The sequence below is a fragment of the Pseudomonas sp. Pmew2 genome (genome assembly GCF_058129885.1).
On sequence record NZ_CM176702.1, the window covers coordinates 5,482,594 to 5,496,117 of the forward strand.

Below are 13,524 nucleotides of genomic sequence, written 5' to 3' on the forward strand. Positions count from 1 at the left end.
TTTCCGGCAGCGACCCAGCTGAGCCGATAGTGGCCTACTGGGTTAGAACCTTACTCAGTCGACGAAATTCGAATGTAGTGGCCTGTTTGCCTGGGCAATCGCGACTCATCAAAAGCAATACGAAGCGGAGCCGAGCAGTAGTCATAAAGCCGTAACAGAAATAAGTTAACAAAAGGTATCTAGGGATGCTCCGATCAACTTGCCGCGCAGCGGTGGCAAGCCGTAATTTGCCAGGCACATAGCGCTATTTTTCTGAAAACGGTCTGATGCAGTGTGAGTCGAGCGCGTTTTTCGCTCGGTTTTCCGTGTTAAGCGCGCAACTCACCCAAACCCATTAGTCGCTTTCGAGCCATCCACAGGTTCGACAGGGCGAACAGCGTGGTCAGTTGGGCCGTGTTTTTCATCAGCCCACGAAAGCGTACTTTCACGTAACCAAACTGGCGCTTGATGACCCGAAACGGATGCTCGACCTTGGCGCGTGTCTGCGCTTTGCAGTACTCGATCTTGCGCTTGGCTTTGTACAACAGGCTGCGTTTGTTCAGCTTGGAATACGTGCTGCGCCGCGCCGCGATTTGCCAGATCACGTTACGATTTTCGTGCTCTTCACGCTTCTCGACACCGGTGTAGCCAGCGTCCGCATAGACCGCGTTTTCTTCCCCGTGGAGCAGTTCGGCGACTTGAGTGACATCGGCCACATTGGCCGCAGTGCCATGGACGTGATGAACCAGTCCAGACTCAACGTCAGCGCCGATGTGGGCCTTCATACCGAAGAAATACTGGTTACCCTTCTTTGTCTGATGCATCTCGGGATCACGCTCGCCGTCTTTGTTCTTGGTCGAGCTTGGGGCATGAATAATGGTGGCATCGACGATGGTGCCCTGGCGCAGCGACAGGCCTTTTTCCTGCAAATAACCGTTGATGACCGCGAGGATTGCAGGAGCCAGTTGATGTTTCTCCAGCAGGTGCCGGAAGTTCATGATCGTGGTGTCTTCCGGTATCGGCGCACTCAACGTCAGGCGTGCAAACTGGCGCATGGGGGTGATTTCGTAGAGCGCTTCTTCCATGGCCGGATCACTCAGGGAGAACCAGTTCTGCAGCAGGTGAATGCGCAGCATGGTTTCCAGCGGATAAGGTTTTCTGCCACCGCCGGCCTTGGGGTAGAACGGTTCGATCAGGCCCAGCAGACCTGTCCAGGGGACGACCTGATCCATCTCGGCGAGGAAGCGTTCGCGGCGTGTCTGCTTGCGCTTGCTGGCATATTCGAAATCGGAAAAGCTCATCTGGCTCATGGGAGGCTCGGATCAGGTGGTCAGGCGATTTTCGCATAACCGGGACTTGTTCGGAGATTCCCTAGGGTCTGTTCCCGTTTCACATTGGCAGCCACAGAAAAGCGCAGGCCATTGCTATGACGCTTTCATAGTTTCTCTTGAGTTTGTCGAACCGAGAAGCCGCCGCCCGGAAATGCTTCAACCGGGCAAAGGCGTTTTCTACGAGATGTCGATTGCGATATAACCCTTTGTCCAGATCTGCGTTCCCTTTCAGAGAATTGCGCTTTCGTGGAATCACCACTTTGCTGCCTTGCTGCTCGACCTGAGCGCGTATCGCTTCAGTGTCGTAGCCCTTGTCCGCAATGATCACTTCTGCATTGGGCATCTTGGCAATCAACGAGGCCGCCTGCGAACAATCATTGGTCTGGCCTCCGGTCACGTCAAATGCAATGGGCAGCCCACAAGCGTCTACAGCCAGGTGAATCTTGCTGGTGTTACCGGCTCGGCTTTTTCCGATGGCCTGGTCCTGCGTGCTGGCAGCACCTGCACTGTGCTGATGAGCCTTTACATAACTGCCATCAATGAAAACCCACTCCATGTCAGGATCGGTCATCAGCACCTCAAGCACCTTGACCCACTTGCCTGAAGCAGACCAGGCATTGAACCGCTTGTAGACCTTGCTCCAGTTTCCAAACGCTTTCGGCAGGTCTCGCCAAGGGCAACCCACACGCATGCGGTACAGCATGCCTTCAACCGTGGTGCGCAAATCTCGCTTGTTGTAGATCGATTCGTGCAGCAAAATTTCTCGAAGCTTCGGCCAGTGCTCATCACTGAGCATTAATCGGGGCATTGCAGGCTCGTATTGGTGTTGTGTGAGAACTCCAACAATACGGGCCTGTTCTCATAGAGATCAATGGGTTACGTCGAAACGGGAACAGACCCTAGGCGGCTGAGTTCACCTACGACTTCATTTAATTTACACCCGCTCCTTTCACACTCTGAAATTGGTGCTAGGCTTATCCTTGCTATCATGAGGACCGCCTACCTGGACGCGATTGTACGCAGCCCAGTGGGCCGAAAGAGAAAACCACAATCAGAGGTAAATCAGTACCAGCCCACGCATACACCTCTGTTATTACCATCTACGAACACAACATGGAGTTGTTATGATCTTTTAGGAATCACCAATAATGATTTATCAGGCGCTTGCTTAGTGCGCAACGGCCAAATCCTATCGGCTGTCAGCGAAGAGCGTTTCACTCGTATTAAAGACCACAAGGTATGGCCAACTCAATCTATTGACTTCGTGCTAACCCAATCAGGCATGACAATACAAGATGTTGACTATGTGGCCTATGGTTGGAATGCAGGCTTTAATGCTGACAAGCACTTACCATTGTATTTTGATCGCATCGTTGAAGAGGTAAAGAGTAATCCGAAGGGCGTCCCGCTCTTTCGCCAACGAATTATTGACGAGCTGAACAATGACAAGGAGAAAAGGGCAGAGTTTGATGCTTACATTTTAGATCAGGGCTTAGTCGGCAAAGCTTACTATATAGATCATCACGAATGCCACGCTTTGGGGGCGTATGTATGCTCTCCTTTCGATGAAGCTTTGACATTAACATGTGACGGCAGAGGCGACTTTCAAGCTCTAACCCTTACTTATTACAGCCCCAGTGAAACCAATGTTTTACAGCGTGAAACCAGCATAGACAGCTTAGGTTATTTTTATGGCAGGATAACTCATTTACTAGGTTACAAGCCTAACCGTCATGAGGGGAAAATTACTGGCCTAGCGGCATTCGGTGATCCGGAAAAACTGCTAGACGTAATGAAGCAAATGATTCGATTCGAAGAAGGACGTATCAAAGCTACGTGTGGAGACATGTTCCTACCTTCGTATCAAACCTACAGCGACCCATTGCAAGCATTATTTGCAACCGAAAAACCAGAGGATATCGCCGCTGCCGTACAGCGTCATACTGAGGACCTGCTCGTCGCGGTTGTAACACACCACTTAAAGGTGCACGGAAGTAATAATCTTTGCTTGGCGGGTGGAGTTTTCGGCAACGTTAAGCTCAACCAGCGTCTGCGCGAAATCGCTGGAGTGAAAAACGTCTATGTACTTCCTTGCATGGGTGATGGGGGATTGGCATTAGCAGCTGCGGTTGGCACCGCCTACCTCAAAAATGGTACTCGTTTCAAAAATCCTGTTATGACTTTGGGACCGGATGCACGGAGTACCTCCCAGAACATAAATCTTTTAAATCGTGACTATCCCGAGCTTGCCTATCAAGCACCTGGGAATATCATAGATACTCTAGTAGAAGCGCTTATGCAGAACCAAGTATTGGGAATGTTCAAGGGTAAAATGGAGTTCGGCCCACGTTCACTATGTAATCGAAGTATCGTTTATCACGCCATGGATGCGGATGTTAACGCTTGGCTCAACCAACGGATGCACCGCACCGAGTTTATGCCGTTTGGTCCCGTAACGGCAGTTGATCATGCTCCTGATTGCTATGTTGGATGGACCGATGACCAGGTCGCGGCCGACACGATGACCATGACATACGATTGTCATTCTCAGTTCATTGAGGCAAGTCCTGCGGTTGTCCATATCGATGGGACCGCTAGGCCTCAAGTAGTCCGCCCCCAGACGGATAATTTCATGCACCGGTTACTGACCGCCTGGCATGAACGTACGGGCCAATCGGCCTTAATCAACACCTCATTCAACCGCCATGAAGAACCAATTGTCTGCACATCTCAAGATGCCTTGTCCGCTCTTAAGGAAGGAATGGTTGACTTGGTAGTCATGAGTGAGTCATTGCTCATCTGGCGTAGGGGGAAGAACAGCTTTGCCCTGCAACGCTTCGAATAACCCAATAGGCTTTGGACTCTCTAGGGAGTCCATTTTAAAGTGAATGCCTTGAGGTATTTACTGTGGTGACTCATGTATTTGATTTTTTTGGATTTTTTGCAGCCGAAGGGATTATCTATCCGTTCTGGCCTACCTGGCTGGAATCGCTGGGTTTCAGCGCGGGCCAGATTGGTCTCCTGATCGCTGCGGTATATTGGCCTCAAATGGTGACAGGTGTACTGATTACATACGTCGCAGACTGGCGGGTCGATCAGATTCGCCTGGCTGCTATATTGGGTTTCTCAGCTGCATTCAGTACCCTGTTGTTTTATTTTCTTCCCGCGCAGATATCCGTATTTGTCACCTTAAGTGTTATATTTGGTGGATTATGGATGGTGGTATTGCCCTTATCCGAATCATATCTACTCAAGCGTGATAAGCAGGCATTGCAAAACTATGGATGGGTACGTGCAGTTGGCTCATCAGCTTTCATTCTGACCTCGACTCTCGGCGGGTTGATATTCACCTATTACGGTCAGTCATGGGTACCGATAGTAATTGCTTCGAGCATGTTTCTTACTGGACTTAGTTGCTTATGGTTGAAAAACAAAACCTCCAAAGAGCCTGCCCCACTTACGAAACATAAACTAAAGCGACCTGAGTGGAGACAGCTACTCAAGAACAAGTGCCTGCTACTCGCAATAGCTGCGGCCAGCTTCATACAACTTAGCCATACATTATATTTTTCTACTGCATCTATAAACTGGGGAGCTAAGGGCTACTCATCAACGTCGATAGGTATTTTTTGGTCGATAGCAGTGCTAGCTGAAATAACCTACTTCACCTTCTCCAATAAAATTCTCGCACGCTGGTCGCCGCTTCCATTGGTAATATTTTCAAGCGGCTGTGCCGCTATACGGTGGATATTTTTTTCCAGTAGCGAAGCAACGGTGGTGATTGTGCTGGGCCAGTGCATGCACGCATTAACCTTCGCGGCCTATCATTCGGCAATAATGCGTTTCATACGGGACAACACCCCGCAAGATATCCAAGTTTTTACTCAGGGAGTTTACTACTCACTTGCCGTCGCGCTTCCAATGGGACTAGCCACACCGTTCTCGGGTTACATGTATGAAACCATGCAAACCGGGGCTTATTACGTAATGGCTCTGCTAGCCTTGGCCGGTACATTCTTAGCCTTGATTGCTCATCACAAAATGCGAAAATATAATCATGACAGCACAAAACTTTTCGGCCGTCTGCTTTGATATGGATGGCGTGCTTATACAGTCTCGCGACGCTATTGAGCGTGCATGGACTGATGTGGCATACGATTATGGTATTAATGTTTCCAAAGAGTTCATCCATCACCATATTCACGGCCGCCCTGGTGAGTACACCCTTAAGATGCTGTTCGGCGAGTTTAATAATGAGCAGCGCGGCATCATTAAAAAGCAGGTGGACGCAGCCGAGGAGTCGGCACCTTGCGCGTTGATGCCCGGTGTGGCTATTCTGATTGCTCATTTACATGAGTGTGGGGTACCGCTAGCATTGGTGACCAGCAGCTGGCCCCAACGCATTGAAAATGTGCTTCGGCAGCACGGCTTGGGAAAATTCTTTGACTGCGTGGTTTCACGCGAAGATGTGAAAAATGGTAAGCCTGCACCGGACTGCTATGAGTTGGCAGCACAAAAACTAGCTCGAAAAACTTACCAATGCCTAGTGTTTGAAGACTCTTCTAGCGGCGTCCGCTCAGCAGTAAGCAGCGGAGCATTATGCTTGGGAATTGGAGGTGAGACCTCACTTTTAGCTGACGGTGCAGCAGCTGTATACGCAGATTTCAACATATTGCCGGTGGCCTCGAGCCCGACGAACACTCATTCATTCGACGGCCGAGGCCTGATTCTAGGCACCCACGTTTCCAGGAGCTTACTCTGACAATGACCCCTACATTGAAACACGCTACCGTCCTGTGGTACTTCCTTTCAGCTAATCGTGAGCATCAGGGCTGTGAATTGATCGTCGTCTGTGGATCCTACGATCTTCGCGTGTGTGATTATGCTTGTGAGCTGCTGGCTAAAGGAGTTGCGAAACACCTACTTTTCACAGGCAATACCGGAAACTGGACCAAGCACTTATGGGAGATAACGGAGGCTGATATGTTCGCCCACCGAGCCCTAGAGATTGGAGTAAGACCTGAGCAGTTCAGCCTAGAGGACAAAGCTACTAATTTCGCTGAAAATATCGCATTAGCAAAGGCCATGTTTCCTCAGGTAAAGCGGGCGACTTTCCTCACTAAGCCAAACTCTATCCTTCGCGTCGTGTCGACCCTACCTATTCAATGGCCAGGGCTTGAAGCGTGGGTCGATGCTCCAAATTATAGATTTCCTGAAGATATCTCCAACCTTATCGGGGTACTTGGCGTTATTGATGAGATGGTGGGAGATCTGCAGCGCATTATGCTCTACCCGCAGAAAGGATTTCAGATTGAACAAATGATCCCAAAGGAGGTTGTGCAGGCGTGGGAGTACCTAGTCGAACAGGGGTTTGATCATCATCTGATCAAATAAGCTTCAAATATGACCAGTCCCGATCAACTGGGGATGTCAGTGCTGGGTGGTAACCGTCCGGCCAAGCTATCTACCCAGCCCCACAAAGCCAGGGCATGGTGTGCACTTAAATTTAAGTGGACACCAGTTCTAGCTTTTTAGTGAGTTCGCCGGACTATTACAGTTGATGCTGCTTAATCGTAGGCAAACTGGTCAATCAACCCGAGACGTCGGACATGTGTGTTTGGCCGCAGTAGCGCACCGGGAGCGATGACTGCGTTCGCCCCAATTTTGCAGCCATCGCCGACCAAGGCACCGAATTTGTTAACTCCTATCTCGCTCACATTGTCTGCACAGCGGACTTTGATATCCGCACCATCTAGCTCGTTGCGGTAATTGGCTATGATTGCACCTGCTTCGATATTCACGTTCTCGCCAATCAATGAGTCGCCGACAAAGTTGAAGTGTGCCAGCTTGCTTGTAAGCGCTCCATGAACCCCACATTCCAAGCGCTTATCTGATGCTCGATGCTGTACTCCCGATTCTCTCAGGAGCCCGTTCGCCATGATGCGACCCGATGCAAAAGTCGAAAAAGTCTATCTCTACCCCAAGCCCGTCGACTTTCGAAAATCCATTGACGGCCTGGCGGCGTTGGTCGAGCTGGATATCAAGGTTGCGGTCTTCGACCCAGTGCTTTTCGTTTTCCTCAACAAGCCGCGCAACCGCGTGAAGATCTTGTACTGGGAACGCAACGGCTTCTGCCTTTGGCTCAAGCGCCTGGAATCCGAGCGTTTTAAAACATCGCCTGACGTGACGGACGAAGCGATTGTCCTGACTGTCCAAGAACTCAACTGGATGCTCGACGGTTTTGACCTCTGGCGTAACCGTCCTCATCAGGTTTTGACGCCGCGATTTGTGGCCTGATTCTGTATAATCCAGGGCATGAATTCTGTGCCCGAAAACCTCCCAGACGATCTTCAGCTATTCAAGCATATGCTTGCGAAGATGCAGTCTCGGGTCGGTTTTCTTGAAGAGGAAAACGCGCTGCTGCGTCAGCGCTTGTTCGGACGTAAGTCCGAGCAGACAGCTGATCCTGCTACGCCTCAGCTAGCCCTTTTCAATGAAGCAGAAAGCATCGCCGACGTTGCCGACGAAGACACGGAAGAAGAGGCCGTCGCCCCCGCCAAGCGCCGTGGCAAGCGCAAGCCACTGCCTGGCGATCTGCCGCGTATCGAAGTCATCCACGAACTGCCCGAGCATGAGCTGACCTGCGTCTGCGGTTGCCGTAAACACGCCATTGGCGAGGAAATCAGCGAGCAGCTTGAAATCGTGCCGATGCAGATACGGGTGATCAAACATGTTCGTAAAGTTTACGGTTGCCGCGACTGCGAAACGGCACCTGTCACAGCAGACAAGCCAGCTCAGGTAATTGAAAAAAGCATGGCCAGCCCGAGCGTACTGGCGATGCTGCTGACCACCAAATATGTGGACGGTTTGCCGCTTCACCGCTTTGAAAAAGTACTGGGCCGCCACGGCGTCGATATCCCTCGCCAGACCTTGGCTCGCTGGGTTATCCAGTGCGGCGAGCACTTCCAGCCGCTGTTGAATTTAATGCGCGACAGCCTGTTGGCCAGCCGGGTCATCCATTGCGATGAAACACGGGGTGCAGGTGTTGAAAGAGCCTGACCGTGAGCCGAGCAGCCAGTCATGGATGTGGGTGCAAACCGGCGGCCCACCGGATAAACCGGTCATCCTTTTTGACTACTCCACCAGCCGAGCGCAGGAGGTACCGACGCGCCTTCTCGATGGCTATCGTGGCTACGTCATGAGCGATGATTATGCCGGTTACAACGCACTGGGCGCCCAAGCTGGAGTTGAGCGTTTAGGATACAGGGCTCATGCGCGTCGTAAATTCGTTGACGCACAGAAAGTGCAGCCCAAAGGTAAAACGGGGCGCGCGGATATCGCGCTGAATCTGATCAACAAGCTTTACGGCATCGAACGCGACCTAAAAGCTTGCGGTGACGCTGAACGTAAGATCGGTCGTCAAGAACAAAGCCTGTCGATACTGGCTCAGTTAAAAAGCTGGATCGAAAAGACGCAGCCACAGGTCACCACTCAGAACGCCCTGGGCAAAGCCATCAGTTACCTCGCCAGTAACTGGAGCAAGCTGGAGCGATACGTCGAGGAAGGCTACCTGCCGCTCGACAACAACGCCGCTGAACGCGCGATCCGCCCCTTCGTGGTCGGAAGAAAGAACTGGCTGTTTAGCGACACGCCCAAGGGTGCGACGGCCAGTGCTCAACTTTACAGCCTGGTCGAGACTGCCAAAGCCAACGGCCAAGAGCCTTATGCGTGGCTGCGCCACACACTCGAACGCCTGCCAACGGCAACATCGGTTGAAGATTACGAAGCCTTGCTGCCGTGGAACTGCTCACCCGCATCGCCTAGCTGAGCGCGCCACCCATTTTTTAGTCCGGTGGGGTTTATGGAGCGCTTACGCTTGCTTCCGCCAAGCATGAAGCTGCTTTTCACTTCGCAGCTTGGGCCAACAATGCAATTGCTGCCGAGATAAACGCCTCCACGTAGGTAGGCACCCGCCGCCACGAAGGATCCTGCGCCGATGATAATCGCGCCCTTTAATACAGCGCCTTGCTCAACAACGGCAGTTTCGTGGACGGCACAGTTTCCATGACTGTCAACGCCAACTAAAAAGTGACCCCCTTCCGTGCTAAATCGCCAACTTAGTTTTGACCCCCCTCGGGTTCATATTTTCGAGCCGGTTCGGCCCGAGAAGATTTGGTTCCTGCTTTGCGCTTGTCCTTGAGTCGATAGCTTTCACCTGTCATCTGCACGATATGGGCATGATGTAACAGCCTGTCCAGCATGGCCGCTGTCAGTGTTTGATCATCCGCAAAGGTTCCGGCCCACTGGGTAAACGGCAAGTTACTCGTGAGGATCAGGCTGCCTTGCTCGTAGCGCTTGGCGACAACATTGAAGAACAGGTTGGCTTCATCACGACCAAACGGCAGGTAGCCGATTTCATCGATGACCAACAACCCAGGGGCCATCACCACACGACTGAAGTATTCCTTGAGCCGTTCCTGGCGGTGCGCAGCGGTCAGTTGCAGCATCAAGTCAGCCGCAGTGACGAAGCGGGTTTTGATACCGGCCATCACTGCCCGGTAGGCCAGGGCGATGGCCAGGTGGCTCTTGCCTACACCACTAGGCCCCAGGAACACGATGTTCTCGGTACGCCCAACAAAACTCAATGCTGCCAGCTCCTGGAGCTGTGCCCGGGGGACGCCGGTGGCAAACGCGAAGTCGTATTGCTCCAGCGTTTTCACGGCGGGCAGCGCGGCAGTTTTCAGCAGGGCCTGTCGAGAGCGTTCACTTCGGGCATCGGTCTCGGCAGCCAGCAGCTTTTCGAGGAAGTCGGCAAAGCTGTCTTCGCCGCTTGCTGCTTGTTGGGCAAGGTGCGGCCAGTCCACCCCGACGCGCTCAAGCTTTAGCCCCTTGCATAGTTCTGTCAGGCGAGCATGTTGAAGGTTCATGCTCTCACCTCCAGCAGTTGCTCATAAACCGACAGCGGATGCTGCAAGCTCTCGTACGGCAGGACCCGTCCCAGGCGTAGGCCTTGGGCGGGTTGTGGGCGCAGGCTCTGTGTTGGCAGTGGTAATAGTACCTGCTGCTCTTGGGCCAGACGTACCGCCGGTTGAACACCCGTCGTGCCGTGAATCCGCTGATGAGCGACTTCGTCGAGCCATTGGCCGATATGTGCGTTGGCCGTCACCACATCCAGCGTCAGACCCGCACTCTTGAGCGTAGCGGCCAACGGGGTAATGAAACTGCCCTTCAGATACCCGTTGAAGCGCTCAACCTTGCCCTTGGTCTGGGCACGGTAAGGGCGGCAGACCTTGGGAATAAAACCAAACTCATCGGCCAGCGCAGCCAATCGGGGATGCCAACGGTGCTGGCCCTCCCCAAAAGCATCTCGCTCGGTGATGATGGTTCCGGCGTTATCAAACAATGCCTGCTCGGGCACGCCGCCAAAGTAAGCGAACGCCTCCCGAAGCCCTGTCAGCCAGGCTTCGCTGTCCTCTCGCTCGGAGAAACGGACAAAGCTTGCTCGACTAAAACCAAGTGTCGCCACGAACGCCTTAAGCGGCTGACGGCCTCGTCGAATGGTGGTGAAGTCCACCTGTATCTGCTTGCCGGGCAGTGTCTCGAAACGTACCACCGGCTCTTCTGCCTTACGTTTGAAGGGGCGAATATAAGCCTTCAGACGACTGACGCCGCCGCTGTACCCCAATGCCGTGATCTCACGCAGCAGGACGGTCGCCGGAATCCAGTGTGGGCGCGCCGCCTCAATACGCTCGTGCAGGTAGTCCTTGAAGGGGTCGATTTTGCACGGACGTGCGGGTCTCACCTTGTCACTGGGTAGCGACCGGGCCTTTCGCAGGTACTTGCGCACGGTGTTACGCGAAATACCCAGCTCACGGGCGATGAATTTGATGCCATGGCCCTGACGGGCCAACACTTTAATTTCCACAGACTGCTCCTGGGTCAACATATTGGCAGCTCAAAGCCGCCAGTTTTACCCAGGGGGGTCAATTCTAGGTTGGCGTTAGGGGGTCATTTTTACAGTGGCGGTGACATGCATGGGGGAAAAACCAACACTCCTACTATGTCGCCAGTTCGTCACTAGCGTGTTGCTTTCGAAAAAACCCGCCTTTTATTTTAAGTAAAACTATATATATCAATAATTTACATATCGGAGTATGGGTAAGTAATTTCGAAAACAGTACCCCAGGATTGCAAAGGGCGGCATGTACGGTCCGAGCTAAGGAAGCTCCGAGCAAGCCAGCTGCTTTCGGTCAGAGGGCGTGAAAACGCCCCCACACGTCATTTTTGACACGCTCTGCCGCCTTTTCATTGGTTTAAACGGGCTTTCAGCCCGGTTTGCTGCGTTACGGGCGCACCTCACCCAAAGCCATCAGCCTCTTTCGCACCATCCCTAAGGAATCTCCGAACAAGTCCCGGTTATGCGAAAATCGCCTGACCACCTGATCCGAGCCTCCCATGAGCCAGATGAGCTTTTCCGATTTCGAATATGCCAGCAAGCGCAAGCAGACACGCCGCGAACGCTTCCTCGCCGAGATGGATCAGGTCGTCCCCTGGACAGGTCTGCTGGGCCTGATCGAACCGTTCTACCCCAAGGCCGGCGGTGGCAGAAAACCTTATCCGCTGGAAACCATGCTGCGCATTCACCTGCTGCAGAACTGGTTCTCCCTGAGTGATCCGGCCATGGAAGAAGCGCTCTACGAAATCACCCCCATGCGCCAGTTTGCACGCCTGACGTTGAGTGCGCCGATACCGGAAGACACCACGATCATGAACTTCCGGCACCTGCTGGAGAAACATCAACTGGCTCCTGCAATCCTCGCGGTCATCAACGGTTATTTGCAGGAAAAAGGCCTGTCGCTGCGCCAGGGCACCATCGTCGATGCCACCATTATTCATGCCCCAAGCTCGACCAAGAACAAAGACGGCGAGCGTGATCCCGAGATGCATCAGACAAAGAAGGGTAACCAGTATTTCTTCGGTATGAAGGCCCACATCGGCGCTGACGTTGAGTCTGGACTGGTTCATCACGTCCATGGCACTGCGGCCAATGTGGCCGATGTCACTCAAGTCGCCGAACTGCTCCACGGGGAAGAAAACGCGGTCTATGCGGACGCTGGCTACACCGGTGTCGAGAAGCGTGAAGAGCACGAAAATCGTAACGTGATCTGGCAAATCGCGGCGCGGCGCAGCACGTATTCCAAGCTGAACAAACGCAGCCTGTTGTACAAAGCCAAGCGCAAGATCGAGTACTGCAAAGCGCAGACACGCGCCAAGGTCGAGCATCCGTTTCGGGTCATCAAGCGCCAGTTTGGTTACGTGAAAGTACGCTTTCGTGGGCTGATGAAAAACACGGCCCAACTGACCACGCTGTTCGCCCTGTCGAACCTGTGGATGGCTCGAAAGCGACTAATGGGTTTGGGTGAGTTGCGCGCTTAACACGGAAAACCGAGCGAAAAACGCGCTCGACTCACACTGCATCAGACCGTTTTCAGAAAAATAGCGCTATGTGCCTGGCAAATTACGGCTTGCCACCGCTGCGCGGCAAGTTGATCGGAGCATCCCTAAAGAAAGTCCGCCACTGGTCCGCAGACGCCCCCCCCGGGGGGGATTTGGCTTGACCCCCCCACGGAGGTGCGGCAGTCCCTCGACACGGGCTCAGTAGTCGGTCGCAGGGGAGAACTCGTATCCGATCGCTTGGAATAGCTCTTTGGCTTTATCAGTGCTAACCGACTCTCGCTGCTCATCCATGAGATCCGTGTAGAACTTTGCGCACCCGCCCTGAACATGGATGCTGTGGTAGACGTATGCTTTATCTCCCTTCCCTATCCACTGCATTACCTTGCCTGCAATATTCTCTGCAGGAAGGCTTTCAACGCCGTAAGGATTCCCGCGCTTCATATAGTCCTCAAAGTCCATACGGATAGGCAGCTTCAGCCCTTCTAGCCGATGCTCCAGATCGAGAATTACATAGAAACTGACAAATTCAACGCGCACGCCTCGCAGATCAGTTTCGAGAATTTTGTTCAAAATTATATTTCGGCCATCCTCCGTGTTGTATAGGCTGGTACCCATAGCAGGATAGCCTTCACGGTTAGTCTGAATTACTACGATTTCGGCCCGAGCAATACCGTGATCAGGGTCTATCTTGATACCGTAGCGGGCTAAACAAGGTTGTCGATCGTTACCGGGGAAAAAAACTTCTTTGACCATTCGC

At 52.8% G+C, this 13,524-nt stretch carries 11 protein-coding genes and 3 pseudogenes; 7 read left to right on the forward strand and 7 right to left on the reverse strand.

Annotated elements, in window-relative coordinates:
- Positions 1–308: 308 nt before the first annotated feature.
- Together AC4ANK_RS25330 and AC4ANK_RS25335 are read right to left on the reverse strand one after the other, a co-directional pair.
- The gene (locus AC4ANK_RS25330) at positions 309–1,289 is read right to left on the reverse strand and encodes an IS5 family transposase (RefSeq protein ID WP_044424202.1); all 981 of its coding nucleotides are present in this window, start codon (positions 1,287–1,289) and stop codon (positions 309–311) included.
- A 79-nt stretch (positions 1,290–1,368) separates the two neighbouring features.
- A complete protein-coding gene (locus AC4ANK_RS25335) occupies positions 1,369–2,118 on the reverse strand; it encodes an IS5 family transposase (protein ID WP_460382697.1) in 750 nt (249 codons plus the stop codon).
- A 279-nt stretch (positions 2,119–2,397) separates the two neighbouring features.
- On the opposite strand from AC4ANK_RS25335, the gene AC4ANK_RS25340 reads away from it, so the two are divergent.
- From AC4ANK_RS25340 to AC4ANK_RS25355, 4 genes are all read left to right on the forward strand, one after another.
- Positions 2,398–4,155, forward strand: coding sequence for a carbamoyltransferase family protein (locus tag AC4ANK_RS25340; RefSeq protein ID WP_460385226.1), 1,758 nt, complete (start codon positions 2,398–2,400; stop codon positions 4,153–4,155).
- Positions 4,156–4,217: 62 nt separating this feature from the next.
- Positions 4,218–5,402 (forward strand): MFS transporter, encoded by a 1,185-nt coding sequence (locus AC4ANK_RS25345; RefSeq protein WP_460383625.1) that lies wholly within the window; start codon positions 4,218–4,220, stop codon positions 5,400–5,402.
- A complete protein-coding gene (locus tag AC4ANK_RS25350; protein WP_460383627.1) occupies positions 5,368–6,072 on the forward strand; it encodes an HAD family hydrolase in 705 nt (234 codons plus the stop codon). Before AC4ANK_RS25345 ends, AC4ANK_RS25350 begins: the two co-directional genes overlap by 35 nt.
- Before the next feature lie 2 nt (positions 6,073–6,074).
- Positions 6,075–6,704, forward strand: coding sequence for a YdcF family protein (locus AC4ANK_RS25355; RefSeq protein ID WP_460383629.1), 630 nt, complete (start codon positions 6,075–6,077; stop codon positions 6,702–6,704).
- Between the two features lie 173 nt (positions 6,705–6,877).
- Here AC4ANK_RS25355 and AC4ANK_RS25360 read toward each other — a convergent pair.
- Positions 6,878–7,162, reverse strand: a pseudogene (locus AC4ANK_RS25360) (LbetaH domain-containing protein); the annotation flags it as partial.
- A gap of 85 nt (positions 7,163–7,247) precedes the next feature.
- Here AC4ANK_RS25360 and tnpB point away from each other — a divergent pair.
- Positions 7,248–7,607: an IS66 family insertion sequence element accessory protein TnpB gene (gene tnpB, locus AC4ANK_RS25365; RefSeq protein WP_007247730.1), complete on the forward strand. Its 360-nt coding sequence runs from the start codon at positions 7,248–7,250 to the stop codon at positions 7,605–7,607.
- Positions 7,608–7,676: 69 nt separating this feature from the next.
- Positions 7,677–9,138 (forward strand): annotated as a pseudogene (gene tnpC / locus AC4ANK_RS25370) (IS66 family transposase).
- A 47-nt stretch (positions 9,139–9,185) separates the two neighbouring features.
- On the opposite strand, the pseudogene AC4ANK_RS25375 reads toward tnpC, so the two are convergent.
- The 3 genes and pseudogenes from AC4ANK_RS25375 to istA all read right to left on the reverse strand — a co-directional run.
- Positions 9,186–9,374, reverse strand: a pseudogene (locus AC4ANK_RS25375) (LbetaH domain-containing protein); the annotation flags it as partial.
- Positions 9,375–9,427: 53 nt separating this feature from the next.
- Positions 9,428–10,237, reverse strand: coding sequence for an IS21-like element ISPsy4 family helper ATPase IstB (istB, locus tag AC4ANK_RS25380; protein WP_460383631.1), 810 nt, complete (start codon positions 10,235–10,237; stop codon positions 9,428–9,430).
- Positions 10,234–11,256, reverse strand: a complete 1,023-nt coding sequence (gene istA, locus AC4ANK_RS25385) for an IS21-like element ISPsy4 family transposase (protein ID WP_002551322.1) — start codon at positions 11,254–11,256, stop codon at positions 10,234–10,236. The genes istB and istA overlap by 4 nt, the downstream gene beginning before the upstream one ends.
- A gap of 509 nt (positions 11,257–11,765) precedes the next feature.
- Here istA and AC4ANK_RS25390 point away from each other — a divergent pair.
- Positions 11,766–12,746 (forward strand): IS5 family transposase, encoded by a 981-nt coding sequence (locus tag AC4ANK_RS25390; protein ID WP_044424202.1) that lies wholly within the window; start codon positions 11,766–11,768, stop codon positions 12,744–12,746.
- Positions 12,747–12,965: 219 nt separating this feature from the next.
- Here AC4ANK_RS25390 and AC4ANK_RS25395 read toward each other — a convergent pair whose 3' ends face one another.
- Complete coding sequence (locus AC4ANK_RS25395; protein WP_005746558.1) at positions 12,966–13,520, reverse strand: hypothetical protein; 555 nt, start codon at positions 13,518–13,520, stop codon at positions 12,966–12,968.
- Positions 13,521–13,524: the final 4 nt, after the last annotated feature.